The organism is Xanthobacter sp. ZOL 2024, assembly GCF_052932325.1.
Window position 1 is genome coordinate 756,162 of the sequence record NZ_CM128808.1, and the last position, 25,166, is coordinate 781,327.

Below are 25,166 nucleotides of genomic sequence, written 5' to 3' on the forward strand. Positions count from 1 at the left end.
CCGGCACAAAAAAAGCCGGAGAGACCAAGCTCTCCGGCCAGACCGTGGCCGCGCGGCACAAGTTCTGCGCGGCCCGGGAGGATCCATGTCCAAGGGTCATGAGCATGACTCATGGGGACCTTGGGTCAAGCCCGCCCAGTGCTTGAGCGGACCCGCTTGGCGCCGGCCAAAGACCGGCGCCGATGGCGTCAGGCGGCGGGCTCGGCCACCTTATGGGCCGCCACCGCATGCATGGAGCCGGTCTCGCGGGCCCGCACATGCCAGGACAGGGCCTCTTCGATGAGGTGTGGGGTGTGCCCGCCCCGGGCCACCGCGCGACCGAAATAATCCTCGATTTCGTCGCGGAAGCTCGGGTGCACGCAATTGTCGATGATCACCCGCGCCCGCTCCCGCGGCGCCAGCTCGCGCAGGTCGGCCAGGCCCACCTCGGTGATGAGGATGTCCACGTCGTGCTCGGTGTGGTCCACATGGCTGGCGAACGGCACCACCGAGGAGATGGCCCCGCCCTTGGCGATGGACTTGGTGACGAACACCGACAGATAAGCGTTGCGGGCGAAATCCCCCGAGCCGCCGATGCCGTTCATCATGTGGGTGCCACCCACGTGGGTGGAGTTCACATTGCCGTAAATGTCGAACTCGAGCGCGGTGTTGATGCCGATGATGCCAAGCCGGCGGATGATCTCCGGATGGTTGGAGATCTCCTGCGGGCGCAGGATGAGGCGCGACTTGTAATCGGTGATCTTCGGCATCACCTCGTCGTGCTTGGCCTTCGACAAGGTGATGGACGAGCCGGAGGCGAAGTTCAGCTTACCGGCGTCGAACAGGTCGAAGGTCGAATCCTGGAGCACCTCGGAATACATGGTGAGGTCATAGAACGGGCTCTCGATGAAGCCGTGCATGACCGCGTTGGCGATGGTGCCGATGCCGGCCTGCAGCGGCTGGAGGCGCTCGGTGAGCCGGCCGATCTTCACCTCGTGCTTCAAGAACTCCATCAGATGCGCGGCGATGGCCGCGGTCTCCTGGTCCGGCGGCAGCACGGTGGATGCGGAATCGAGCTTCTCCGTCACCACGATGGCGGCGATCTTCTCCGGCGGGATCGGGATGAAGGGCAGGCCCACCCGGCTCTCGGGGGCCACCACCGGGATCGGCTCGCGGAACGGGCGGCGGGTGGGAATATAGATGTCGTGCAGCCCCTCCAGCTCCGCCGGCTGGGTCAGGTTGATCTCGATGATCACCTTGTCCGCCAGAATGGCGAAGGTGGCCGAATTGCCCACCGAGGTGGTGGGCACGATGCCGCCCGACGCGGTGATGCCCACCGCCTCGATCACCGCCACGTCGATGGGCCCGAGCTGATGGGTGCGCAGGTGCTCCACCGTCTCGGACAGGTGCTGGTCGACGAACATCACCTCGCCGGTATTGATGGCCTTGCGCAGGCCGGGATCGGCCTGAAAGGGAATGCGGCGCGACAACAGGTGGGCTTCCGCCATCTGCTTGTCGAGATCGTTGCCCAGCGAGGCGCCGGTGATGAGGGTGATCTTCATCGGCTCGGTCTTGGCCCGGGCGGCCAGCGCCACCGGCACGGCTTTCGCCTCGCCGGCCCGGGTGAAGCCGCTCATGCCGACGATCATGCCGTCCTTGATGAGGCTCGCGGCCTCCTCGGCGGAAACGATCTTGTCGCGCAGAGAGGCGAGGCGAATACGGTCCTGAGGCATGGCGTCGTCCCGGGGTTTCCTCGATTAGGTTGGTTCGCGCATACCCACCGTCACGCCGTCATCGGAATTCGACTTAAGACAAAGTCGCCTCAGGCGGTAATGCAGACGGGCAAGCCATGCGCGTCCTGTTCCGGTGGATCAGGAAAGCGCAAAGCCTTGCCATATGCCACTCTTTTCGCCGTCCAGGCGCAGGCGCAGGCGTCGATCAGGTCGTCCAGCCCTGCCTTGAGCGCAAGGGCGGCTTGCGCTGTGAGCGCATCAATCGGCAGACCTTCGGCCTCCAGCAAGCCCTTGCGCAAATCCAGGCCCGCCGGATTCGGGCGGTTCTTCACCTTCTTGGCCTGGCGCACGGGACTGCATCCGTTCATGGCCCAGAAGGCCACTTCCGGATGGCACTCATGCACAAAGGGCAAGAGCTCCGGACGCGACCGCAGCAGCGCGTCCACTTCCATGATCTTCGGAAAAATGTGAAAGCACTGCTTGGCCACCGCCCGGGGCGGGTTGGATGTGGCGCGGGCGGCCGCGCAGGCCGCGCGGTAGCGGGTCGCCTCGTCCACCCCGGCGCGCACTCCCGCTTCCACCGCCGCCCGGGCCGGCACCGAAAACACCGAGGATTGCCGCGGCCCGAGGTTCGGCCGCGCCAGCCGTTCCGCGGTGCGCCCCTTCGGCCCCACCGTTTCCGGCAGGCCGATGGGCATGTCGATGGCGATCATGGGGAGCGCCGCCGGCGCGCCGGCGGCGAGCAGGTCCTCCAGCCGGGCGATGCGGCTCAGCTGCAGGGCGTCGGCACCATCCCAGCGGGCGCAGATCCAGCCGCCGCGGCAACCGTCGAGGCCGATGAAGGCCCGTGACGGCATCATCACTCAATCCTCGCCCGGCTTGGCCTGGGGCAACGGCATGGGCGAAGCCTGGGGAACGGGGGCGTTATAATATTTCCGCTTGGCGATGGACCCGGTTTCCAGCCCGCTGCCATGGGCAGACGGCGCATAGGACATGGGTCCCGGCGGCCGCAGGCCCTGCGGCCCCACATCCCACCCCGGCGGCAATTGGGCCGGCGGCAGCGGCGCCTGCGAGCTGGGGGCCGGCGCGGGATAGCTCTGGGGCGGATAGGATTGGGGCGGGTAGACCGGAGGCGGCTCCGCCTTCACCGGCAGCGGCTCCGGCTGCTGCTGGGGCGCCATCACCGCCGGTTCCGCCATCGGCGGCGCCGCCGCCATGGGGGGCACGTTGGGCGCCGGCATGGGACGCGGCGCGGGCTTGCAGATCATGCGACCCTTGGCGTGGCGCATGAGATCCACATGAATATGGTCGTAGTGGAAGATGTTGGAGCCCGGCGCCAGCACCGTGGTGAAACGCTCGCACGCACCTGCCTGCACCTGCAGCAGGAAGCCGCGCTCCTCCGCTGTGCCCTTCCAGCCGTTCTTCACCGTGATCCAGCGGCCATCGGCGGTGCGGAAGGCGCCCACATCGAGGGCGTTGCCAAAGGCGTGCTCGGAGATTTTCGCGCCCGCCTGACCATTCATGGTGCGGCAGGAATAAGACGACATCTGGCGGATCGCCACCACCGGCTGGCCGAGCCAGGCCTGGGCGGCAGGCTCCACCACCTCTTTCACCCAGGCATCGGTCTCCCGGATCACCGGGCAGGCCAGCCGCGCGGACGGTTCCACCACGACATTGCCTTCGGCGAAGGCGCTGACGCGGAATGGATACTCCATGCCGCACGACCCATTGCCGTCAATCGCGGGCAATGGCTCCATGAAGGCGGAAGGCACCACGCCCTTCTCCGCCAAGCACTGCTCCTCGGCCTCGACGCGCCAGGCCTCACGGCCGCTATCGCCGAAGCGGCAGCCGGTGAGGAGCCCCATGCACACGAGCGGAGCGACAAGATACCAGGAAACGCCGCGCATCATGCGCCGCACACTGGCCGATGCGATCTTGCGAACAGGTTAAGGACCAGCCGATTTGCCGCCGCCGACGGCGGATTCCCTCCGCCGCCGTGTCCTCATCCACGCCAGCATCAGCAGGCAGGCGCCTCTTCGCTCGCCGCGGTGACATGCGAGCGGACAGGCGCCGCGCGCATGCCGAGGCGTTGCAGCAGCGCCGCGTCCCGGTCCCGGTCGGGATTGGCCGCCGTCAGCAGCGTGTCGCCGGTGAAGATGGAATTGGCGCCCGCCAGGAAGCAGAGCGCCTGCATCTCATCGCTCATGGCCTCGCGCCCCGCCGAGAGCCGCACCACGCTGCGCGGCATGAGCAGGCGCGCCAGCGCCACCAGCCGCACGAAGGCGATGGGGTCCACCGGCGCGGCCCGGTCCATCACCGGCGCCCCGTCGATGGGCGTCCACATGTTCAGCGGCACGCTCTCCGGCGGCTCGTCCAGGCCGGCGAGCAGCACCAGCATGGCGATGCGATCCTCCACCTCTTCACCCATGCCGACGATGCCGCCACAGCACAGCCTGATGCCGCCGGACCGCACCTGCGCCAGGGTCTCCAGCCGATCCTCCAGGGTCCGGGTGGAAACGATCTGCGGATAGAAGGCGGGGGAGGTGTCGACGTTGTGGTTGTAATAGTCGAGCCCCGCCTCGGCGAGGCGGGCCACCTGCGCCGCCGAGAGCATGCCCAACGTCACGCAAGCCTCAAGGCCCAGCGCCTTCACGCCGCGGATCATGGCGCACAGCGCCGCCATGTCCCGGTCCTTGGGGGCGCGCCAGGCCGCCCCCATGCAGAAGCGCGTGGCCCCGCCCGCCTTGGCGCGCCGGGCTTCCGCCAGAACCGCCTCCACCGCCATCAGCCTCGACGCCTGGACCCCGGTGTCCCAATGGGCGCTCTGGGCACAATAGCCGCAATCCTCCGGGCAGCCCCCGGTCTTGATGGAGAGCAGCGTCGCCGTCTCCACCGTCTGCGGATCGAAAGACTGGCGGTGGGTCAGTTGCGCCTGCAGCAGCAGTTCCGGAAAGGGCAGATCGTAGAGGGCCCGCGCCTGCGCCAGCGTCCAGCGGGGCGCCGCGGCCGGCGCGCGCACGGCCGGGGTCATCGGCCCAGCCCCGCGCGCAGGCGGGCGCGCAGACCGGCGGGCAACAGGCCCAGGCCCAGCGCCAGCACGGCGATGTCGATCAGATCGCTGAGAAGGAAGGGGAACAGGCCCAGCGGCAGGATCCGCCCGGCGGGGACGAACAGGCCCAGCCACGCCAGGCCGCACGCATACACCACCACGAGCCCCGCCAGCATGGCCCCGAAGCGACCAAGGATGGCGCCTGCCCGACGGGCCGAAGCCCCCGCGCTATCGAACCGGCGCGCCAGGTGCCCGGTAACGCCGCTGGCCAGCAGGAAGCCGAGCAGATAGCCCCCGGTGGGCCCGACCATATAAGCGAGCCCCAGGCCCCGCTCCGGCGTGCCGGAAAACACCGGCAACCCCGCCGCCCCACAGGCCAGATAGGCCAGGAAGGTGACGGTGGCGCGCGCCGGGCCCAGCACGAGAGCGAGCGCCATCACCGCGAAGGTCTGCAAGGTCAGCGGCACCGGCCAGAACGGCACATGCAGTTTGGCGCTGAGCGTGAGCACGCCGACCCCCAACGCCACCACCGCCGCCGCCCGCCGCAGCGCCTGCGGGCGGCGCGCAGTTTCCTGTGAAAGAGCCGTCTCCATGCCGAACCTCATTTATAGATAATTTTTACAACTATCTATAATGAATCCACGATAGGGCCGGAAAAGCAAGGCACGCTATCTATAATTTCAACCAGACCGCTCAGCCGACGATGGCGAAGGCGTCGCGCCGCCGCCCGCCCACGCCCGGCACCGGCCGTCGGCCGATCCATTGCACATGCCGCGCCAGCGTCGCGCAGGCTGTCTCCACATCGCCTTTGCGTAGGGCCGCCAGGATCGCCCGATGGTCGTGATCGGTCCGCGCCTCCCAGTCCGACCGCCAGGCGGCGAACAGGAAGCGCGCGCTGGCGGCGTGCAGGTCGTCGATGGTCGCCAGCAGCCGCGACATGCCGCACGGCTCCAGAATGAGACGATGGAAGCGGCGATTGGCCTCCTCCCACGAGCGCACGTCGCGGGATTCGTCACCCGCCCGGGTCGCGGCCTCGGCGGCGGCGAGGATCGCCGGCGTCACATGCGGCGCCGCGTGCCGCAGTGCCAGCACCTCCAGCGCCGCCCGCATCTCCGCCACCTCCTTCACCTCCGAGAGATCGAAGGCGGCCACCCGCACGCCGCGCCGCGGCTCGCTCACCGCCAGCCCCTGCGCCTCCAGGCGCCGGAACGCCTCGCGCACCGGCACATGGCTGGCGCCGAACTCCACCGCCACGTGATCCTGCCGCAGCCGGGCGCCAGGCTCGATCTCGCCGGCGATGATCCGCTCCGCCAGGGTGCGGCAGATCCGTGCCGCCAGGGTCTCTTCCGATCGCGCTGTCATGATTTTATAGATAATCTGCATCGCCCCGCCTGTCGACGCCGCGGGCGCCGGACCAGCCCACCACCGGCGGATGCGCCGGGCCCGCCGCAAGCCTCCGGATAGGCCGCTCCACCTTACCTCTCATTGGGTTGCGGGCGGATTGCATCTGGTGTGCGCGGGCAAATTGATATGTTATATGCCGCTGCGTCGGGCGGTGCCGATCGCCCGGCTCTGACCTCGTCGGGAGATGTCGTCCACCGGCCCTCTCGAGGACATTCAAGGCCGGTTGGACACGCCCGCCTCCGGGCTGGGCGCATGGGCAAGGAGACTAGGATGAAAGCGGCTCTCATCGTGGGCGCCATGGCGCTTGCTCTGGCGGGATGCAGTGAATATTCGCGTTCCGATCGCGCGGTGGGCGGCGCCCTGATCGGCGGCGGCGCGGGCGCGGCCATCGGCGCGGCGGCCACCGGCACCGGCACCGGCGCCCTGGTCGGCGGCCTGATCGGCGCTGGCACCGGTGCCATCGTCGGCGCCGAGACCACCCCCAAGGCCTGCTGGGCGCGCGATCGTTACGGCAATCGCTATCGGGTTCAGTGCCCCTGAGCGCCGCCGCTGCGGCTGCTTGCGCACGACCACACGAAAGGGGCGCCCAGCGGGCGCCCCTTTTGCTTTTGCCCCATGAGTGGCCCCATGAGTGGCCCCATGAGTGGCCCCATGAGTGGCCCCATGAGTGGCCCCATGAGTGGCCCATCATGGGGTCGATGACCGGCCGATGCCGACCCTGCGCCCTCTAAGGCACCGTGGGTCCGCGACGAAACAAGCCGATGACCGCAGACGCGACAAACAAGATCAGCGCCACGAAAAAGATCAGTTTCGCGATCTCGATGGCTGTTCCCGCAATTCCGCCGAAGCCGAGAACGGCGGCGATGAGTGCGATAATGAGAAAGCTGATCGCCCACCCAAACATGATCACCTCCAGTGCTGAACATGCGCTGCAGCGATACCTGTTTCTGTGCTGCACATCTGCATGATGAAAGTTGTCATGCCCTCTTCAACGCAAAATGTGGGAGCCTGTTCCATCGCAATGCACGTCACGGGATCGGGCAACGGAGCCGCCGCGCGCGGGGAACCGCCTGCCACCACAGGCGTTGTACACGCACCAACGAGCATGGAGGCCCCCATGAACGGCATGAGATCATCCCCCACGGCACCCACCGGCCGGCCGCCCATCGGCTACGACCGGCTGGAGTTCGCGCCGCAGGACTGTGGGCGCGACTTCCCCTCCCCACCGCGCCGACGGCGGGTGGGTGACGAGGAGCGCGCCCACCTGCGCCGCGTGACGGCGGACCTGCGAGCCCAGCCGGGCGATGACCACCAGCGCACCGGCTCCGACCTCGACATGGACAGCGAGGCGCCGCCAGGCGACGGCTCCTCCCGGCTCTATCGCGACTAGGCCGCGGCGATTCAGCCGGATCACGGCGCCCCAGGGGCGGCACCCTGGTTGCCTTACGGCCATCAGGGTGCCAGATGTAAGCCATTGCCTGCGGCAACGGGCGCGCCGGGCCACCGGCAAGCCGGACTTGAAGGCTCGACGGGGCATGCGAGCGGAGTGTGGCGGTTCATCCCAAGGGGCCATCACGCGAGGTCCGACCGCCGCGCGCCGGCCTGCCGCCAAGGTCCGTTCATCCTGGCAGCGCCCCTGCGCGGGTGCGGCCCTCGCGTTTCATTTGATGTGTCGATCTACGCCCATGACCAAACAGAACCAGCGAGACATCCGCGCCATGCGCATGCCCCATCGACGCGACATCTCCGCGCGGCAGGATCTTTTGGGACGGGAGCTGCGCCAATTGTTTGACGATTATGCGCAGGAGTCCGTACCGGACGAATTGGAGAGCCTCGCCCGTCGGCTGCAGACCGCCTTGACCGACCACCCCAAGGACGAAGCCCGGCACGACGAAGCGCCCCAGGATGAAATGACGAAACGCGGGACGCCCCAGGAGGAGACAGCGCCCACGCCCGCCGGGACGACGCCGCCCACCGAGGGCCGGGACGAGACCTGACAGGGCGCTCGCCAGCGCAACCCAGCCCACCGCCCCAGGACGTCGTGCGCCACCTCATCACGCCCGCATGTTCTCGAACAGATAGCTGCCCGGTTTCACCCCTGACGCTGGGAACCCTTGCGGACCAAACGCCGAAGACCCGCCGCAAGGCCGACACCTCCCGTTCAGCCGCAGTTCGCGCAGGGCCACGGCAGCATCGCCCGACGCAGCAGATGAGGCCTGATCGCCGGTCGGAAGAGCGGCTGTGTTCAGCGCCCCCCCGGCATGCGGGGCAGCAACTTGTCCCGGCAACCAACACCATGAGGGCGGCGCCGGGCCAGATGCGCGGAATGCAAACGGATGCTAGAGCTTCAGCCCCGCGCTCCGCTTCTTCGCCCGCTTCCCATCCTTGCCGTTGGGATCAATTTGGCTGCAGTGCAAGAACGCGCCCTTCGCAGCCTTCAGTTGGCCGAGCTCCTGAAGAGCCACTCCCCAGAAATACCACGCATCGGCGTGCGCGGGGGCGTAGACGATCGCATTCCGATAGGCGTTTTCCGCCGCCGCCGACCGGCCGAGCTTGCGATAGCAGTGCCCCAGCTGCACCCAGGTGAGGAAAAGTGACGGTCGCAACAACAGCGCCTGGCGATATTCATTGCAGGCCTCAAGCCACTTTTCTGCCTGCTTATACTTGCCGCCGCGCAAGATGAACGCTTCAACCCTTTGCGTGATGCGCTTTTCTGACAGCCCGTTGAGAAAGCGCGTGAGGCCGTCGGGCGCCCGGGTCTCATCGGCACCGTCCGCAGAAAGACAGGCCGGATCATAAGCCACCGGCACGACGCGCTGGCTGGCCTTTTCCGCCGCCGACACGCGCTTCGTCAGTTCCGCAATCTCCCAGAAGCGTTCATCCACGCTCCGCTTCAGCGTGTCGATTTCGTGCTGTGCCGCGACGCGCCCCTCCTCCAGCCGGCTGCGCGTGCCTTCGAGATCACGCATGGCCTGCGCCAGAAGCGCCTCCTTCTGGGACAAATCTTCCGTCAGCCGTGCGACCGACTGCTCTGTCGCATCGCTCGCCGACACGCGCTTCGTCAGTTCCGCGATTTCCCAGAATCTCTCATCCAGGCTTTGCTTCAGCGCATCGCGTTCGCTGGACAGGGCCGCGACCACTTTCGGATGCCCCGCCTTGAGGACCTCGCTTTCCGCGCGCAGGTGTTCCAACTGGCTGCGGGCGTCCGCCAGTTCCTCCGTGGCACTCTCCAGCGCCGCACTCTTCTGCGACAGCTCTTCCTTCAAACCTGGAAGCGACCGGCTCGCATCTTCCGCCGCGAAGATGCGTTTTGCCAACTCCGAAATCTCCCAGAAGCGGTCATCCAGGCTCTGCCGAAGCGCATCGCGTTCACCGGAAAGCGTGCGGATCGCTTCCCCATGCTCCCGCTTCAGGGTGCCGATTTCCTCGTTCGCCGCGACCCGCTCCTGTTCCTTTCGGCTCCGGAGCTCATCAAGGTCGCGGCTGAGCGCTGCCAGAACAGCATCCTTCTGGGCCAGCACCTGAGAGAAGACGCTCAGCTGCGTCGTCAGCTCCCGCTCGCGGAGCTGTTCCTCGCTGAGCCGCCGATCGCGCTCATCCAGCAGAGTGGACAGGCGGGCGTTGTCCTTGGTCAGCTCGACGCTTCGCTTCTCCGCGACGTTACGGGCCGCATCCGCCGCGATCTGCGCCTCCCGCCGCTCCTCGGCCACAACCTCCCTTTGCTTCAACGCCTCCCGCGCATCCCGCGCCGCCGCCGAAGCCGCCTCCACCTCACGGCCGCGCTGCCCGAGGTCGCTCCGCAGCTGCGCGTTCTCCTGGCGCAGAGCTTCAAGGCTCTCGCTGGCGCGGGCCAGGGCACTGCGCCCCTGCTCACAATCGCGCTCAAGCTCGGCCACGCGCGCATCCCGCGCCGCCTGTAGTTCGCTCAAGGCCTGCTCGGAGGCCACCACACTCCCGTTCAGGCGGGCGCACTCCGCCTGCAGCGCCTCCACCTGCGCGGCGAGGGACGACAGCGTCCGCCCCCCCTCCTCCAGCTGGCTCTTGGCCTGTGAAAGCTCCGCCTGAACTGCACCGACCCGCTTCCGCGTCCGCACACCAGCGCCGATCAGCGGCGACAAATTCGTGATACCCGAGGCGAATTCTTCCCGAATTGCGTCCAGCGCGGAAAAATCCTGCGGCCGCTCGCCCTCCGCGACCCAGCTCTCCAGAATGCCATAGACATCCCGCAGCCACGCGGGGTTGGCGTGATTTGTCAAAATCTCCGCCCGCGGCGCCCGATTGTGCCGCAGGCTCGGAAGCAGGAACTCACCGATGCCGGCGGCCACACGCTCCGACAAGCGCGGCCAACGAAAGCCGAGATGCCGGCTCATGCCCTCGACGACACCCGCCCAGTCATCGAGAAGACGGTCGTAGGAGGTGAAGCTGCGCGTCATGCCACGACTGTCATGCTCCGCACTCAGAACATGACCGAGCCAGATCAAGCGGCCGAGGTCCGGCTCGATGCCGTTGCGCTGATAGAGCGACTGGCCGACGTCCTGCGGCCCACGATGAATGTGAACGACAACCGGACGAATCCCCTCCGCCTCCAGCACCCCCCGCCAGAACGGCAGCAGGCGGCAGATCCGCGGGTCCTTGAGGACGAAGAGGGGCGACTGCCCAAATTCACGCCCCAGAGCATCGATCGCCTGGCCCTTGAACATCTCGGCGTGCGGCGTCTCAAGCCAATCCCGACTAAATGGAAGCCAGTCATCCCAAGTCGAACCCGCGGACTCAAGAATGGCATTATTCAGATCGCGAACGGTATTTGATTCAAAGTAACCCTTCGGATTCGGCGAATGCGGCGCCATCAGGTCCTTCGGCAGATCGCAGCCCAGCTGTGCCAGAACCCCCGCCAACGCGGATGTCCCCGACCGATGCATCCCCAAGACAAGAACCGCGGTGCGCTGCGTGGGCTGTCGAATGGAACCCTCCACCTGGGTCATCTCCATGGCGTCCCGCTCTTTCCTGTCTCTCACATCTGCATCGGGCCGATCCGGGGATCTAGCACGGACGGGGACAGCGCCGCCACATGCAAAGTCATGCAACTATGGGCGCAGCCTCACAATGCCTTCAGCATGTTGTCGAATTCATTCAAAACATAAGGTAAAGACGAGCGGGCCTGCACCTCGCGCATGATCTGTCGCCCGTAACGCCACTCCGGGCCACCAATGGAGTCCTTGGCGCGCTCAAGCGCCTCCACAATCGTCTCCGGCCCCGCATCATCGTCCAGCAGATAGGGATAGTCTGCGCCGAGATAGAACGGTGCATCTCCAACGGATCTCTGGATCAGCATATTGCACCCGCAATGCGCTGCCACGAAACCCTTGAGGAACGGCTTCGCCCCATCGATCCCGCGTGTCCGACGCAAGGCATAATGGAAATTATAACCGGCCAGCGCCTCGATCCAATCATTTGTTTGCTTGCTGGTATCGACCGAATTGAAATCCACCAACCGTGCGATCTCTTCTTTTCGGATGGTGTTGACGAGCTCGCCAAAATACCCAGCCCGAAAATCACCAGCCGCGGCCTCCTCCTGGAACGGAATACGCACATCAACGTGGTGCGTCACGTGAAACGCAGGCATGTTCCGGAAGACCGTACGATAGTTGCGATAGCCACGGATCGACGACGCAATGAGCGCGTCAAGCTCCCCGAGAAGCTCTTTCCGGGGTGGCTCATCGACAAAATCCGCGACCACGATGTTATCGCGACGCAGGCTCCGCAGCTGTTCAGGAGTCACCCGCTTGAGGAAGCCCTTAGCCAGGATCACGACAGCATCATGGATGTCCGCCGCACTGTTCACCAAACGCACATTCCGCTGCCCCTCATAATGAGCGGCGACGATTTCCGACAGTTGCTGACTCCGCAGCACCGTCGAGCCCGTTTGAGCGTATTTCTCATCGTAAAGAAAGACGACGTCGCGCGGCCGCACCCTGAGCGCGGGCGCACTCGGCTCCTCCCGCAGACGCTCCGCAGGGTCCGCCACCTCCTGCACCGTAAGCTCTGCCGGCACCTCCACGTGTATCTTGCGGTGCGGCACCTTGAGGAAGTAAATGTTATCACGAGACGTGCCGAGCCGGCTCGAAAGCAGGCATGGCCGCATGCCGGTCTTCCAGACCAGATATGACAACGAGAGCTGATCGCGGCTCGTGAAGCGGCAGATCTCCTGCCACCACGCCTCCATCAGCTCCTGCACCGCCGGTTGCGCGTGCCTGCGCCAGATGAAGGACGCCTCGAACATGGATGTATGTCGCGGCAAGCCCTCGTCGGCGTAATGGCGCAGCTGGTCCAAAAGCCCATCCGGCCCGTGGCGCATATGACCGATGATGGCGCACGTTTCCACATAGGCATCATCCCGCGTGGGATGTGGCCACATCACGAAATCGCCACCCGCACGGCAAATCTCAATAAGCTCGGCAACCCGCCCGGTAAACACTGTATTGGCATCAACGAACATCGAATATTCATATTCTGGCATGTATTTATGGGGCAACACCTTAAACACTTTGGCATTCAAGTTATTCGTCGCCTGCTGCGGATCGGCGATGATTTGCTTCCAACCCGTCGCCTCACGCGGCCTGTCAGTGAAGCATATATAATCGACCCCCGGCACCGGGTCAGACACCGAGGACAACTGATCAATTTCACCGAACAGGGTGGTATAAATACAGACTTTACAAGGGCTTTGATAATCCTCACCAGCGCTCGCGCGCGACAGATCCTCGGGGCCGACAACCGTGAACCCCTCGACCTTGCGCGGCGGCCGATCGAATTGAATCGCACTCCGGCCATGACGGCCGGAATTTTCCCCACGCTCCACCTCCGCCCAGAATTCGCGCCAGCTCTGTTGCGCTTGCACCCAGTTTCCCGTCAAAGTCGCGTTCACTGCAAGGGCTTCACTCAGCGATCGACTTGGCCCGAATCTACCTAGAATACGCCGCGCGACGTCCGCCACCAGGGCGTAATCTCCATTCTCGCTACCCCTCTTCAACTGAGAATACAAAAGTCCCTCGTCCAAAAAATATTTCTTCAAAAATTCAACAAAATCTCCCCGCCCCACAGCTCCATTCTGCTCAAGAACGGGGATCCGTTTCGCATGGAATCTCACGCTCGTCGCGCGGGACAAGTGTCGCCCCACCCGCCAATAATGTTCGGCAGGGCCCATTTCCATGAGCGAGACGTCCCCGTAGTTTTTGAGATACCATTCAGAATCGAACAGGGCGTATTTGAGACCAAGAGCGCGCCAATCCTCCTCAAGTGGAGCAGCGATCACACCTTCGCGACGCCCGCTCTCAATGTAATGAACCAGGGAACATATGCCCTTGCGCGCGACATCAGGCCTGCGCAATTGGTAATAGGTCACATTGAACCGCTCACTGGGATCCAGCTGGAGTAGATCACCGTAGAGCACGAAATGATAAAGATCGTCCATGCCGGGCACAGCGTAGGGCGCAGAGACCTTCCGATAGTATTTTACGTCGAAAAAACCTGAATTGGCGATCAGACGCCGCCAAGCGGTCGCGTGGACGTAGCGGCGCACGAGGTCCGGACCATACAAGCCCATGGGCCGCCAATTACTGGCCGCACCATGCTGCTGCCAAGGCAGAAGCAAGAAGTCATGACCGTCGGGTTTCTTCTTTTCCGTCAGATAAACGCTCGCCCCGACCGACGCGGCAAGGGCGCCAAAGACGCGCTCGAGCGTATGGGCGAGCATGCCATCACCCCCGGTGGTGCTCGCCGCCTCCTGCTCGATCTCCCGCTGGAAGTCAGGCGCCAGATCGGCCAGATCCTTGAGCAGCCGCCCGGCGATCCAGAACATGGTCCCCGAGAAGAAAGGCCAATCAGTCGCGCGAATGCCCAACGTGGCAAGCAGCGCCTCCATGCGGCTGCGATTGCCGTACATCAACGTGTTGGCGGAGCGCAGCTGAAAGGCGGCCCCCACCATGCCCGCATCCGGGTCATGCTCAAAGACATCGAGGATCTGGCGCACGAGCGCGGGCGAACCGCACAGCCCCTCCAGCATGATCCGCCCCTGCTCGGCACGCAGGCTGGTGGCGCGGTTCTTGGTATGCAGCTTCAGAACGGCGCCATATCGGTGGAGCTCCTTCTCCCGACAGAGCTGAAGAAACGGCAGCACGTCCATGCCGAGATTGGGGAGCACAACGACCTGCGCGCCCGGGAGGTCCCGGGCGACACGTTCGGTGACCAATGTGTGAATCTGCGGGCGACATGTAATGAAAAAATCGGCATTTTCCGGAATATTCTTCAAATATCCGACAATATAATCCCACATATCTTCATAATAAATATGAACGCATACAGCAACGTTGTTTCGCATCGCCACCCTCATAGCCTCATCACTGTGTCGTGCCGCCATCCACAATGGCGCTATGCCCCCCGTGCAGAAACCGGAACCGACGCCCTTGATGCAGGCCTGGGAGCGTCGGGTCCTGCTGCGTTAGATCAGATCATCAGACAACACAGGTCACACTGAATAATAGTTGCGGTACCAAGAGACGAAGTGCCGCACCCCCTCCGCTACCGGCGTTTTCGGGCTGTGACCGGTCAGTTGTTGCAGTAATTGGGTGTCTGCCCATGTCGCAGGTACATCCCCTGGCTGCATCGGCATCAGATTACGTTCTGCTGTCAGACCGGTTGCAGCTTCGATCGCCGCGATGAAATCCGTAAGCGGCACGGGGCTCGAGTTGCCGATATTGACGACGCGGAACGGCGCGACAGGTGAAAGACTGTCGCCTTCGGGCACCGGCCGCTCCGGCACGGGACCCGGCGGAACAACCTCGGAAAGCGCCATGATGCCGTCGACCAGATCGTCGATGTAGGTAAAATCACGCCGCATGTTGCCGTAATTATAGACGTCGATCGGGTGGCCTTCGAGAATGGCGCGCGTGAATTTGAAAAGCGCCATGTCCGGCCGCCCCCAGGGGCCATAGACGGTAAAGAAACGGAACATTGTAATTGGAATATTGTAAAGATGAGCGTAGCTGTGCGCCATCGATTCGCCGGCTTTCTTCGTAGCGGCGTAGAACGACATCTGGTGATCGGCGCGCATGGTCTCCACATAGGGGAAATCCGTATTCGCCCCATAGGCCGACGATGTGGAGGCCAGCAGCATGTGGCGTGGCGGATGCGCCCGTGCCGCCTCCAGCAGTTCGTAGGTCCCGACGATGTTGCTCTCGAGGTAGGCCCGGGGATTGTCGATGGAATAGCGCACGCCCGCCTGAGCGGCGAGATGAATGACAAGTTCGAAATTCTCTTCGGCGAAGAGATCGGAAAGAAGACCCCGTGTTTCCACATGATCTTCGATCAGCCGGAATGGGCTACCTTCCGGAAGGTTACGCAAACGCGCACGCTTGAGGGAAATATCATAATAATCCGTGAATGCATCGAGGCCGACAACACGCCACCCCTGCTTCAGAAGGCGATCGCAGCATTGGGCCCCGATGAATCCGGCCGCGCCGGTGACAAGAGCTGTTCGCATCATTTCCCTAACGAGAGATCTGTCCAGATAATGCCGATAAGGAGGCGCCGCTTCGAAGGCGCCCCGGATAGAACCGAAAACCTGCACAGCCAGCCCGGCACTGCCGCGGCGTGCATCAGAGCTGGATTCCGCAGTCGGCTGAAGGCTTTGGCGGGCTCTGCCCTGCTATTCGCCCCATTGCCACCTTGATGCCACCGCAGGCCGTGTGCACCTCCTTCTGCGTTCGCGCGCAGAGTAGGGCCTCGTTCGATGGCAAGAGGTCATAAACCCGCCCATGGCGGGCGGGACCTCAGGACCAGTTTCGAGGGCGTGACCGTTGATGCACGAGTATTTCCAGGCCCGCAAGAGGTTCTCGCTCAACATATGGTCCACCCACCAGCCGCTACCATTCCTGAGCCGCGCATCCGCCTGCCTGGTACCTCCACAACCCGCAGGCGCTCCAGCCGGCGCCGGGATCCGCCGCAGGCCGGCGCCCGAAAGCCACCGCCCCGGCCTTCCCTACGGAGGTTGTACCGCAGGTAGCCGCACCGGAGCGACGCCGTCACCTGGCAGGATGACGGCGCGACGAGGTCCCCGCACCCGAACCTCGGGCAGCCCCCGGCGACGCTCACAAGGTGGGCGTGTCGCGCAGCAGGCCCAGCAGGTAGGCGCCATAATTGTTCTTCGAGAGGCGCTCGGCGATGGCGGTGAGCTCGGCGCGGCTGATCCAGCCCTGGTGGAAGGCGATCTCTTCGGGACAGCCGGATTGAACCCCCTGGCGGGTCTGCAATGTGCGCACGAAATTGCCGGCATCCAGCAGGCTGCCGTGGGTCCCCGTGTCGAGCCATGCGAAGCCGCGGCCCATGCGCTTCACATCCAGCGTGCCCTCCTCGAGATACATCTCCAAGAGGCTGGTGATCTCCACTTCGCCACGCGCCGAGGGCTTCACCTGGCGGGCCCGCTCGGAGGCGCGGCCATCGAGGAAATAAAGACCCGTCACCGCATAATTGGAGGGCGGCACCTTGGGTTTTTCGGTGATGCCGATGACCTTGCCGGCGGCATCCATGGCCACCACGCCGTAGCGCTCGGGGTCGTTCACATGATAGCCGAACACGGTCCCGCCCACGGCCTTGGAATCCGCCTGGGCCAACAGGTCCGGCAAACCATGGCCGAAGAAGATGTTGTCGCCCAGCACCATGCAGGACGGTGCGCCGGCAAGGAAATCCTCCGTCAGCGTATAGGCCTGGGCGAGGCCGCCGGGATCGGGCTGCACCACGTAGGAGAGGCGGATGCCCCATTGGCTCCCGTCGCCGAGCACCCGCTGAAACTGGTCCTGGTCCTGCGGGGTGGTGATGATCGCGATGTCGCGGATGCCCGTCAGCATCAACACGGACAGCGGATAATAGATCATCGGCTTATCGTAGATCGGCATGAGCTGCTTCGACACCCCGATGGTAATCGGGTAAAGTCGCGTTCCGGATCCGCCAGCGAGGATGATCCCCTTGCGCTCAGTCATCGCCCCTCCTTCCTTTCACTTCCCGGCCCACCGAAAGTGGTGCAGCCGCGGGCGTGGTGGCGGCCCCCGCATCCGGCCTCCGACCCTGGGACAAAGCCCGCGCACGTCATCCAAACAGCCGGCACGGACGGGCCTGCAATAGCGCCAAGCCGTCCTTCGCACCACCTCAGCGGACGAACGTGAACCATGCAGCGATAGCAAGTTGACAGGCCGTTGAAAACCGTTTGTCCGCCAGGACACTCACAGCCGTACCAAGTTACGGGCGAGCGGCCCGCCGCCCCTTCTCCACAGCCGCAGGACGCGGAGGTATGGTGGAAACACCCCAGCTGCCGCACCCCAGCGCTCGCGCGCAGCCGCGGCGAGCGTGCGCGCCCCGGGGATTGGACACCGGTATGTGGCGCAGGCGGGACTTGCTCAGCCTCCGCTGAAGATACATCCGAACAGCAGGGCCCGGCCCCATTCTGCGGACCGCGTCCCTCCGCCTCCTTCCGCCTCCTTCCCTTGCACGCTCCTTTCCGTGCCGCCCCGCGCGCGACAGGCGGCCTGAAGGCGCAAGCTGAAACCGCGTGCTCTGGAACCATGGTCCCGCCACCGGTTCCTCAAGGGTGAGACAAACGCGGCGCGACCCGTCGACACGGGTTGGGAAATTTCGTCACCACCCGCGCCAAACCTGTTGCGCAAACCCGGTTCGCTGGCTAGTCTTATGATAATGAAAGATCATTTCACTAGATGAAATGACAGCAGGAAGCGAGAGGGGGACCATGAGCGACATCGACCAGATCGTCGTCGAAACCGCCGCACGACTTTTCGCCGACGACGTCACGCCACAGCTGCGCAATGCTGCCGAGGCCGACACCTGGCCGCAGGCGCTGTGGGAGGCCGTCGCTGACCTCGGCCTGCCGGAAGCCCTGGTACCGGAACAGGCGGGCGGCTACGGGCTCGATCCGCTGGTCGCCCTCGCCGTGGTGCGCACCACCGCCCGCTTCGCCGTGCCTCTGCCCCTGGCCGAGACCCTGTGGGCCAATCGCCTTCTTGCCGCCGCCGGCCTGTCGCGCCCCAGCGGCCCCGTCACCTTCTTCGCCCCGGCGACCTCGGCCCCCTCGGTGGATCCCCTGCAGATCACCCGCAGCGCGGACGGCTGGCGCCTCGTGGGCCACGCCCCGCGCGTGCCGTGGGGGGCGCAGGCCGATGTGGTGGTGGTGGCCGACAGCGCAGACGGTCCGATGATCGCCCGGGTCCCGGCCGGCCGGGCCACGGTCACGGCCGGTGACAATCTCGCCGCCGAGCCCCGCGACGACCTCGCCTTCGACCTCGTCCTCCCGGCCGATGCGGTGGCACCGGCTCCCCGTCTCGCCCTGTCGCTTCAGGAAGCCGGGGCCGCCCTGCGTGCGATTCAGATGGCCGGCGCCCTGGAACGGGTGCTCGAATTGAGCGTGCGCTATGCCAGTGAGCGGGTGCAGTTCGGCCGTCCCATCGGCAAGTTCCAGGCGGTGCAGCAGAATCTCGCTATTCTCGCAGGCCAGACCGCGGCTGCCGGCGGCGCCGCCGATCTCGCGGCGGAAGCCTTGGCGGGGGATCTCGACCCGCTGCCCATCGCCATCGCCAAGGCCCGCACCGGCGAGGCGGCGAGCAGCGCCTGCGCCATCGCCCACCAGGTGCACGGCGCCATCGGCTTCACCCACGAGCACGAATTGCACCACTTCACCCGCCGCCTGTGGGCCTGGCGCGACGAATACGGCAACGACACCCATTGGAACGCCCGGGTGGGCGCCGCCGTCACCGCCGCCGGGGCCGATGGCCTGTGGCCCCTCATCACCGCGGCCTGAAGCAGAATCATGACCGAGACTTCGATCACCTTCCCGCCGCCGCCGGCGGATACCCTTTCCGACCTGCGCGCCGAGGTCCGCGACTTCCTCGCCACCGCCCTCGCGAACCGCAAGCCGCGTGATCGCGCCCGCACCTGGACCGGCTTCGACGCCGATTTCAGTGCCCAGATGGGCGAGCGGGGCTGGATCGGCATGACCTGGCCCAAGCGCTATGGTGGCCATGAGCGCTCCGCTTTGGAACGCTATGTGGTGCTGGAGGAGATGCTGGCCGCCGGCGCCCCGGTCGCCGCCCACTGGATCGCCGATCGTCAGAGCGGCCCGCTGCTGCTGAAGGCCGGAACCGAGGAGCAGAAGCAGGCGATCCTGCCGCGCATCGCCGCCGGGCAGTGTTTCTTCTGCATCGGCATGAGCGAGCCCGACAGCGGCTCGGACCTCGCCGCCGCCCGCACCCGCGCCACCCCGGTGGAGGGCGGCTTCCGGGTCAACGGCACCAAATTGTGGACCACCTACGGCCACAAGTCCCATTACATGATCCTGTTCTGCCGCACCGGCGCGGCCGATGACCGGCACGGCGGCACCAGCCAGCTTTTGGTGGACCTCTCCACCCCCGGCATCACCATCCGCCCCATCGCCGACCTCTCCGGCGAGCACCATTTCAACGAAGTCGTGTTCGAGGACGTGTTCCTGCCCTCTTCCGCCGTCATCGGCGCCCTGGGGGATGGCTGGAACCAGGTGATGGGCGAGCTCGCCTTCGAGCGCTCAGGGCCGGAGCGCTTCCTGTCCTCCTTCATCCTGCTGGTGGAGGCGGTGCGGGCGCTGGGGCAGAACCCGTCCGTCGCGGCGCAGGCGGCGGTGGGCCGCCTCACCGGCCAGATCGTCACCCTGCGGCGGCTGTCGCGCTCGGTGGCGGGGCTGCTGCAGCGGGGCGAGAATCCGGCCCTGCAGGCGGCGCTGGTGAAGGACCAGGGCGCCCTCTTGGAGCAGGAGATCCCAGAGGTGGTGCGCACCATCCTGGCGGTGGAACCATCCCTGCGCAGCCCGGTGGATCTGTCCAACGTGCTCGCCCACATCGTCCTGGCCGCCCCATGCTTCTCGCTGCGCGGCGGCACCCGCGAGATCCTGCGCGGCATCATCGCCCGCGGCCTCGGCCTGCGCTGACATCAAAACCAAAGATCACCCGGGAACGCCCATGACCACGCCAACCGCCCTTCTGGAAACCCGCGACGGCGGCATCGTCACCCTGACGCTGAACCTGCCGGAGCTGCGCAACCCCATCTCCGACGCCGAGATCCTCGAGCTGATGCTGGCCACCCTGGCCCGGCTCGATGCAGATAACGAGACCCGCGCCATCATCCTCACCGGTGCCGGCTCGGCCTTCTCCTCCGGCGGCAATCTGAAGACCATGGGCGCCACCGGCGGCCTCAACGATGCGCTGCCGGCGCAGACCCGCCTCAACTACCGGCGCGGCATCCAGCGCCTGCCGCTGCTGATCGAGGCCATGGAAGTGCCGCTGATCGCCGCGGTGAACGGCCCGGCCATCGGCGCCGGCCTCGATCTGGCGCTGATGTGCGACCTGCGCATCGCCGCCGCGAGCGCGCGCTTCGCCGAGAGCTTCGTCAAGGTGGGCATCGTGCCCGGCGATGGCGGCGCCTGGTTCCTGCCGCGGGTGGTGGGCTTCTCCAAGGCCTGCGAAATGGCCCTCACCGGCGATGCCATCGACGCCGCCGAGGCGCTGGCCTGCGGCCTCGTCTCCAAGGTGGTGGACGACGCCACCCTGATGGACGAAGCTCGGGCGCTGGCCGCCCGCATCGCCGCCAACCCGCCCCATGTGGTGCGCATGACCCGCCGCCTGCTGCGCCAGGGTCGCGTCAGCGATCTGCCGGCGCTGCTGGAGGTCTCGGCCGCCATGCAGGCTCTCGCCCATGCCACCTCCGACCATGTGGAAGCCGTCTCTGCGCTGCTCGAGCGGCGCAAACCGGCCTTCACCGGTCGCTGACCTTTCCGGAGGCCTCGCCCATGCGCGCCTTTGTTGTCGATGCGGACGGGCGGCTCGCCCTCCAGGAGTGCCCGCCCCCCGTCCCGGCAGCCGGCGAAGCGCTGGTGCGGGTCGCCGCCGTCTCCCTCAATCGCGGCGAGGTCACCCGCGCCCAGGGCGCCAAGCCCGGCACCCGGCTGGGCTGGGACGTGGCGGGAGAGGTGGAAGTAGCCGCCGCCGACGGCTCCGGCCCGCCGGTGGGCACCCGCGTCGTCGGTCTGGTGGCGAGCCGTGGCTGGGCCGACCAGGTGGCGGTGCCCACCAGCCAGCTTGCCAAAGTGCCCGCGGCCATCGCCCTCGCCACCGCCGCCAGCCTGCCGGTCGCCGGCCTCACCGCCCTTTATGCGGTGCGCCGGGGCGAGGTGTTTCTCGGGTCCCTGCTGGGCCGGCGGGTGCTGGTCACCGGCGCCACCGGCGGCGTCGGCCAGTTCGCCGCCCGCCTCGCCCGTCTCTCCGGCGCCCGCGTGACGGCGCTGGTGCGCTCCGCGGCCGACGCGCCGCTCGCCACCGCGGCGGGTGCCGACGCGGTGGCCATCACCGACGGGGACGCGGACGCTGCCCGCGCCCTCGGCCCCTATGATCTCATCATCGAGTCCGTGGGCGGCTCGTCGCTGGCGCGCAGCCTCGACATGCTGGCACCGCGCGGCATCTGCGTAGTGTTCGGGGTCTCCGCCGACACCGAGGCACATATCGACGCCCGCGCCTTCTACATGGCCGGCGCCAAGACCATCAGCGGTCTGGCGGTGTTCGAGGAGATCAAGACCGCGGAACCGGCCGGGCGCGCGCTCGCCCTGCTGCTGGCGCTCGTGGGCGCGGGGCGGCTCGAGCCGCCCCCGACCGAAACCCGCCCCTTCGCCCGTCTGCCCGAGGCCGCCCAAGACCTGTTGGCGCGCCGGGTCCGGGGCAAGCTCATCCTGACCCTCGAATAAGAACAAGAACACCACCGGGAGGCCCCCATGGTTCATGACAAGGAACCGCGCAACATCCTCGATCGTATCGATCGCGCGCTCGTGCTGTTTTCCGCGGCCTGCATGTTCATCATCATGCTGATCGTGATTGCGGACGTTCTTCTGCGCTACGCTCTCCACATGCCGCTGGCGTGGTCCTATGACGTGATCTCGCTTTATCTCATGGTCGGCATGTTCTTCTTTGCCATCTCCGACACCCTGCGGGTGGGGGGCCATGTGGGCATCGATGTGTTCCAGCCCTATCTGCCCTCCACCGTGCGCCACGTGGGCGAGGCCATCGGCTATCTGGCCGCCGCCTTCCTCACCGGCATGATGGCCCAGCTGGCGTTCTTCCGCGGCCTGTCCGCGTGGCAGAACGAGGAGATGCTCTCCGGCGCCTATCTGTGGCCCACCTGGATCGCCCAGGTTCCGGTGGTGGTGGGCACCGCCATGATCGCCCTGCGCTGCCTGCTGCTGGCCGCCACCCACGTGCGCGACATCTTCGACAAGAGCCGCGCCGATGCCGACATGACCACCCCCAGCCTCGAGGAGCCCATCTGATGGTCGCCATCACCGGACTGTCCGCGCTCTTCATCCTGCTGGTGCTGGGGCTGCCGGTCGCCTTCGCCATGGCGATCTCCGGCTCCATCGGCCTTCTCATGGTGGGCGGCATGCCCATGCTGTCGGGCATCCTGGAAACGGTGCCCTTCTCCACCGCCAATTCCTACGAGATGATCACCATTCCCATGTTCCTGCTGATGGCGGAACTGGTGATCGTCTCCGGCGTGGCGGACGATCTGTTCACCGCCGCCTCCAAATGGGTGGGGCGGGTGCCGGGCGGCCTCGCCATGGCCACCGCGGTGGCCGGCGCCGGCTTCGGCGCCATCTCCGGCTCCAGCACGGCGGCGGCGGCCACCCTCTCCTCCACCTCCATCCCGGCGATGCTGCGCCAAGGATATGATCCCAAGCTCGCCGGAGGCGTGGTGGCCATCTCCGGCACCCTCGCCATGATGATCCCGCCCTCCATCGCCCTGGTGGTGTTCGGCATCATCGGCGACGTGTCCATCGGCGCCCTGCTCATCGGCGGCATCATCCCCGGCCTCCTGGTCACCCTCACCATCATCCTCACGGTGCTGGCGCTGGTGACCCTGGATCCCTCCAGCGCCCCCGCCGGCCGCGCCTATTCTATGCGCGAGAAGCTGGCGTCGCTGAAGGTGTCCGGCCCCATGATCGTACTGTTCGCGGCGGTCACCGGCACCATCTATCTCGGCATCGCCACCCCCACCGAGGCGGCGGCCATCGGTGCCTTCGGCGCCCTGGTGCTGGCGTTCTTCTCCGGCAAGCTCACCTTGAAGGCGCTCACGCGCTCGCTGGTGCGCGCCGGCCACGCCACCGCGATGATCCTCATGATCATCCTGTGCGCGCACATCTTCGGCACCTTCTTCACCCTCACCCAGATCACCCAGGACCTGGTGCATTGGGTGGGCGAGCTGCAGGTGTCGCGCTGGGTCATCATCGCCCTGATCCTGTTCGGCTACATCATCCTCGGCTGCTTCATGGATCAGTTCGCCATCCTGATCCTCACGGTTCCGGTGGTGCTCCCGGTGGTGGTCTCCCTGGGTTTCGATCCCATCTGGTTCGGCATCCTCGCGGTGGTCACCGCCGAGGTGGGCATGGTGACGCCGCCCATGGGCCTCAACGTGTTCGTGGTCTCCCGCTACACCGGCCGGCCGCTGGGCGAGGTGTTCGCCGGGGTCATGCCCCACGTGGTGTCCCACCTCATCCTCATCGCCATCCTCACCGCCTTCCCGTCCATCATCCTGTGGCTGCCCTCCCACATGAACTACTGACGGGCGCACCGGGCCTCACCCCCATAAACAACGGAAAAACACGGAGGAAATCATGTCGTTCAACGTTGCCAGACCACTGACCCTGCTGTCGCTGGCCGCCGGCTGCCTGGCGGCCGCCGGCGCCGCGCGGGCCGAGGAGATCACCCTCCGGGTGGCGGACTCCTTCCCCGCCGGCCACTATGTGGTGGAGCACGGCACCAAGCCGTGGATGGAGGAAATCACCCGCGCCACCAACGGCAAGGTTCAGTTCAAATATTACCCGGCCGAGCAGCTCGGCAAATCCAAGGACATGCTCAAGCTCACCCAGAGCGGCGTGACCGACATCGGCTATGTGGCGCCGGCCTTCGTGACCGACAAACTGCCGCTCTCCACCGTCGCCGAGCTGCCGGAATCCTTCTCCACCAGCTGCGAGGGCACGCTGGCCTATTGGCAGCTGGTGAAGCCCGGCGGCTTCCTCGACCAGAAGGAGATCAGCCCCGCCGGCATGCGGGCGCTGTGGACCCTGGTGCTGCCGCCCTACCAGCTCTACATGGCGCGCGAGCCCATCACCTCCATTAATGTCACCCAGGGCAAGAAGCTGCGCACCACCGGCGCCGCCAAGGAACTCACCGTGCGCAAGCTCGGCGCCGTGCCGGTGCAGATTCCTACCCCGGACGTGATGGAGGCGCTTTCCCGCGGCACCGTGGACGGCATGCTCTTCCCCCATTCCAGCATCACCTCCTACGACCTCACCCGCTATGTGAAGTCGGCCACCGTGGGGGAGAACCTCGGCAGCTTCGTCATCACCTACATGATCTCGAAGCGCAAATGGGATGCGCTGCCGGATGATGTGAAGGCCGCCATCGACCAGGCCGCCGACAAGATCAACCGCAACGCCTGCTCCAAGACCGACCTCGACGACAGCCGCGACATGGAGCGCATCAAGGCCACCGGCGTGGAGTTCGTCACCCTCTCGGCCGCCGACAAGGCCAAGCTGCGCGAGGACGTGGCCGGGGTGAGCGCCGAATGGGCGGCCAATCTGGACAAGCGCCGCCTGCCCGGCACCCAGACCCTCGAGGCCTTCCGCAAGGCCCTCGAGCAGAAGCCCCAGTGATCCGAGCGGCCACCGCCTGACCGGCCGCCGGGCCGGGGGCGCGCGCCCGCCATGGCGCCGCCCCCGGATTGAGCCGGGCTGCAGCGCACCCACAGGGACAAGGGGGCGGCCGTCCGCCCCTCGCGCCACGGCGCGTCGCCCGGCGCTTCGATCGGGCCCGGCTTCGTGTCTTCTGCGCGTTTTCTGCGTGTCAGTGCGAGACGGCAGTGACCGCCCA

At 66.2% G+C, this 25,166-nt stretch carries 21 protein-coding genes; 10 read left to right on the plus strand and 11 right to left on the minus strand.

Annotated features, from left to right (window positions below; genetic code table 11):
* Positions 1-188 precede the first annotated feature (188 nt).
* From ACU4E7_RS03725 to ACU4E7_RS03750, 6 genes are all read right to left on the minus strand, one after another.
* Positions 189-1,712: a succinate CoA transferase gene (locus ACU4E7_RS03725; RefSeq protein WP_238120389.1), complete on the minus strand. Its 1,524-nt coding sequence runs from the start codon at positions 1,710-1,712 to the stop codon at positions 189-191.
* Positions 1,713-1,801: 89 nt separating this feature from the next.
* Entirely contained in the window at positions 1,802-2,572 is a 771-nt protein-coding gene (locus ACU4E7_RS03730) for a DUF429 domain-containing protein (protein WP_447020685.1), read from the minus strand.
* A 3-nt stretch (positions 2,573-2,575) separates the two neighbouring features.
* On the minus strand, positions 2,576-3,622 hold the full coding sequence (locus ACU4E7_RS03735; RefSeq protein WP_447020686.1) for an extensin family protein: 1,047 nt from the start codon (positions 3,620-3,622) through the stop codon (positions 2,576-2,578).
* A 107-nt stretch (positions 3,623-3,729) separates the two neighbouring features.
* Positions 3,730-4,743, minus strand: a complete 1,014-nt coding sequence (gene bioB, locus ACU4E7_RS03740; protein ID WP_238120384.1) for a biotin synthase BioB — start codon at positions 4,741-4,743, stop codon at positions 3,730-3,732.
* Positions 4,740-5,354, minus strand: coding sequence for a biotin transporter BioY (locus tag ACU4E7_RS03745; protein WP_447020687.1), 615 nt, complete (start codon positions 5,352-5,354; stop codon positions 4,740-4,742). The genes bioB and ACU4E7_RS03745 overlap by 4 nt, the downstream gene beginning before the upstream one ends.
* A 100-nt stretch (positions 5,355-5,454) precedes the next feature.
* Positions 5,455-6,144, minus strand: coding sequence for a GntR family transcriptional regulator (locus ACU4E7_RS03750; RefSeq protein ID WP_447020688.1), 690 nt, complete (start codon positions 6,142-6,144; stop codon positions 5,455-5,457).
* Positions 6,145-6,435: 291 nt separating this feature from the next.
* Between ACU4E7_RS03750 and ACU4E7_RS03755 the strand changes: the two genes are divergently transcribed.
* Positions 6,436-6,705, plus strand: coding sequence for a glycine zipper domain-containing protein (locus tag ACU4E7_RS03755; protein ID WP_238120381.1), 270 nt, complete (start codon positions 6,436-6,438; stop codon positions 6,703-6,705).
* Between the two features lie 187 nt (positions 6,706-6,892).
* Here the strand turns inward: ACU4E7_RS03755 and ACU4E7_RS03760 are convergent, their stop codons facing one another.
* Complete coding sequence (locus ACU4E7_RS03760) at positions 6,893-7,069, minus strand: DUF1328 domain-containing protein (RefSeq protein WP_238120380.1); 177 nt, start codon at positions 7,067-7,069, stop codon at positions 6,893-6,895.
* A gap of 213 nt (positions 7,070-7,282) precedes the next feature.
* On the opposite strand from ACU4E7_RS03760, the gene ACU4E7_RS03765 reads away from it, so the two are divergent.
* Both ACU4E7_RS03765 and ACU4E7_RS03770 read left to right on the plus strand, forming a co-directional pair.
* Positions 7,283-7,555: a hypothetical protein gene (locus tag ACU4E7_RS03765; RefSeq protein WP_238120379.1), complete on the plus strand. Its 273-nt coding sequence runs from the start codon at positions 7,283-7,285 to the stop codon at positions 7,553-7,555.
* Positions 7,556-7,850: 295 nt separating this feature from the next.
* A complete protein-coding gene (locus ACU4E7_RS03770) occupies positions 7,851-8,162 on the plus strand; it encodes a hypothetical protein (protein WP_238120378.1) in 312 nt (103 codons plus the stop codon).
* Between the two features lie 342 nt (positions 8,163-8,504).
* On the opposite strand, the gene ACU4E7_RS03775 is transcribed toward ACU4E7_RS03770, so the two are convergent.
* From ACU4E7_RS03775 to rfbA, 4 genes are all read right to left on the minus strand, one after another.
* Complete coding sequence (locus ACU4E7_RS03775; protein WP_447020689.1) at positions 8,505-11,153, minus strand: hypothetical protein; 2,649 nt, start codon at positions 11,151-11,153, stop codon at positions 8,505-8,507.
* Between the two features lie 110 nt (positions 11,154-11,263).
* Positions 11,264-14,542, minus strand: a complete 3,279-nt coding sequence (locus tag ACU4E7_RS03780) for a rhamnan synthesis F family protein (protein ID WP_447020690.1) — start codon at positions 14,540-14,542, stop codon at positions 11,264-11,266.
* Between the two features lie 147 nt (positions 14,543-14,689).
* Entirely contained in the window at positions 14,690-15,703 is a 1,014-nt protein-coding gene (locus ACU4E7_RS03785; RefSeq protein ID WP_447021581.1) for an NAD-dependent epimerase/dehydratase family protein, read from the minus strand.
* Positions 15,704-16,310: 607 nt separating this feature from the next.
* Positions 16,311-17,198, minus strand: coding sequence for a glucose-1-phosphate thymidylyltransferase RfbA (rfbA, locus tag ACU4E7_RS03790; protein ID WP_238120372.1), 888 nt, complete (start codon positions 17,196-17,198; stop codon positions 16,311-16,313).
* Between the two features lie 761 nt (positions 17,199-17,959).
* On the opposite strand from rfbA, the gene ACU4E7_RS03795 reads away from it, so the two are divergent.
* The 7 genes from ACU4E7_RS03795 to ACU4E7_RS03825 are packed head-to-tail and all read left to right on the plus strand — an operon-like array spanning position 17,960 to position 24,949.
* Positions 17,960-19,024 carry an acyl-CoA dehydrogenase family protein gene (locus ACU4E7_RS03795; protein WP_447020691.1) on the plus strand — a complete coding sequence of 355 codons (1,065 nt, stop codon included), beginning with the start codon at positions 17,960-17,962 and terminating at the stop codon, positions 19,022-19,024.
* Between the two features lie 9 nt (positions 19,025-19,033).
* Entirely contained in the window at positions 19,034-20,182 is a 1,149-nt protein-coding gene (locus tag ACU4E7_RS03800; protein ID WP_447020692.1) for an acyl-CoA dehydrogenase family protein, read from the plus strand.
* A 31-nt stretch (positions 20,183-20,213) separates the two neighbouring features.
* The gene (locus tag ACU4E7_RS03805; RefSeq protein ID WP_447020693.1) at positions 20,214-21,020 is read left to right on the plus strand and encodes a crotonase/enoyl-CoA hydratase family protein; all 807 of its coding nucleotides are present in this window, start codon (positions 20,214-20,216) and stop codon (positions 21,018-21,020) included.
* A gap of 20 nt (positions 21,021-21,040) precedes the next feature.
* Positions 21,041-21,988: a zinc-binding dehydrogenase gene (locus ACU4E7_RS03810; RefSeq protein WP_447020694.1), complete on the plus strand. Its 948-nt coding sequence runs from the start codon at positions 21,041-21,043 to the stop codon at positions 21,986-21,988.
* A 27-nt stretch (positions 21,989-22,015) separates the two neighbouring features.
* Positions 22,016-22,567 carry a TRAP transporter small permease gene (locus ACU4E7_RS03815; protein WP_238120365.1) on the plus strand — a complete coding sequence of 184 codons (552 nt, stop codon included), beginning with the start codon at positions 22,016-22,018 and terminating at the stop codon, positions 22,565-22,567.
* Positions 22,567-23,856 (plus strand): TRAP transporter large permease, encoded by a 1,290-nt coding sequence (locus ACU4E7_RS03820; protein ID WP_238120364.1) that lies wholly within the window; start codon positions 22,567-22,569, stop codon positions 23,854-23,856. Before ACU4E7_RS03815 ends, ACU4E7_RS03820 begins: the two co-directional genes overlap by 1 nt.
* A gap of 52 nt (positions 23,857-23,908) precedes the next feature.
* Positions 23,909-24,949 carry a TRAP transporter substrate-binding protein gene (locus ACU4E7_RS03825; RefSeq protein WP_447020695.1) on the plus strand — a complete coding sequence of 347 codons (1,041 nt, stop codon included), beginning with the start codon at positions 23,909-23,911 and terminating at the stop codon, positions 24,947-24,949.
* The last annotated feature ends 217 nt before the right edge of the window (positions 24,950-25,166 follow it).

Bases quoted from the DNA above. Each gene is read 5' to 3' on its own strand.
- ACU4E7_RS03820 (WP_238120364.1), top strand. From the start codon at position 22,567: ATGGTCGCCATCACCGGACTGTCCGCGCTCTTCATCCTGCTGGTGCTG.
- ACU4E7_RS03805 (WP_447020693.1), top strand. From the start codon at position 20,214: ATGACCACGCCAACCGCCCTTCTGGAAACCCGCGACGGCGGCATCGTC.
- ACU4E7_RS03765 (WP_238120379.1), top strand. From the start codon at position 7,283: ATGAACGGCATGAGATCATCCCCCACGGCACCCACCGGCCGGCCGCCC.
- ACU4E7_RS03760 (WP_238120380.1), bottom strand. From the start codon at position 7,069: ATGTTTGGGTGGGCGATCAGCTTTCTCATTATCGCACTCATCGCCGCC.
- ACU4E7_RS03730 (WP_447020685.1), bottom strand. From the start codon at position 2,572: ATGATGCCGTCACGGGCCTTCATCGGCCTCGACGGTTGCCGCGGCGGC.
- ACU4E7_RS03810 (WP_447020694.1), top strand. From the start codon at position 21,041: ATGCGCGCCTTTGTTGTCGATGCGGACGGGCGGCTCGCCCTCCAGGAG.
- ACU4E7_RS03770 (WP_238120378.1), top strand. From the start codon at position 7,851: ATGACCAAACAGAACCAGCGAGACATCCGCGCCATGCGCATGCCCCAT.
- ACU4E7_RS03795 (WP_447020691.1), top strand. From the start codon at position 17,960: ATGAGCGACATCGACCAGATCGTCGTCGAAACCGCCGCACGACTTTTC.
- ACU4E7_RS03815 (WP_238120365.1), top strand. From the start codon at position 22,016: ATGGTTCATGACAAGGAACCGCGCAACATCCTCGATCGTATCGATCGC.
- ACU4E7_RS03825 (WP_447020695.1), top strand. From the start codon at position 23,909: ATGTCGTTCAACGTTGCCAGACCACTGACCCTGCTGTCGCTGGCCGCC.
- ACU4E7_RS03750 (WP_447020688.1), bottom strand. From the start codon at position 6,144: ATGCAGATTATCTATAAAATCATGACAGCGCGATCGGAAGAGACCCTG.
- ACU4E7_RS03780 (WP_447020690.1), bottom strand. From the start codon at position 14,542: ATGCGAAACAACGTTGCTGTATGCGTTCATATTTATTATGAAGATATG.
- ACU4E7_RS03755 (WP_238120381.1), top strand. From the start codon at position 6,436: ATGAAAGCGGCTCTCATCGTGGGCGCCATGGCGCTTGCTCTGGCGGGA.
- ACU4E7_RS03725 (WP_238120389.1), bottom strand. From the start codon at position 1,712: ATGCCTCAGGACCGTATTCGCCTCGCCTCTCTGCGCGACAAGATCGTT.
- ACU4E7_RS03800 (WP_447020692.1), top strand. From the start codon at position 19,034: ATGACCGAGACTTCGATCACCTTCCCGCCGCCGCCGGCGGATACCCTT.
- bioB (WP_238120384.1), bottom strand. From the start codon at position 4,743: ATGACCCCGGCCGTGCGCGCGCCGGCCGCGGCGCCCCGCTGGACGCTG.
- ACU4E7_RS03775 (WP_447020689.1), bottom strand. From the start codon at position 11,153: ATGGAGATGACCCAGGTGGAGGGTTCCATTCGACAGCCCACGCAGCGC.
- rfbA (WP_238120372.1), bottom strand. From the start codon at position 17,198: ATGACTGAGCGCAAGGGGATCATCCTCGCTGGCGGATCCGGAACGCGA.
- ACU4E7_RS03745 (WP_447020687.1), bottom strand. From the start codon at position 5,354: ATGGAGACGGCTCTTTCACAGGAAACTGCGCGCCGCCCGCAGGCGCTG.
- ACU4E7_RS03785 (WP_447021581.1), bottom strand. From the start codon at position 15,703: ATGCGAACAGCTCTTGTCACCGGCGCGGCCGGATTCATCGGGGCCCAA.
- ACU4E7_RS03735 (WP_447020686.1), bottom strand. From the start codon at position 3,622: ATGATGCGCGGCGTTTCCTGGTATCTTGTCGCTCCGCTCGTGTGCATG.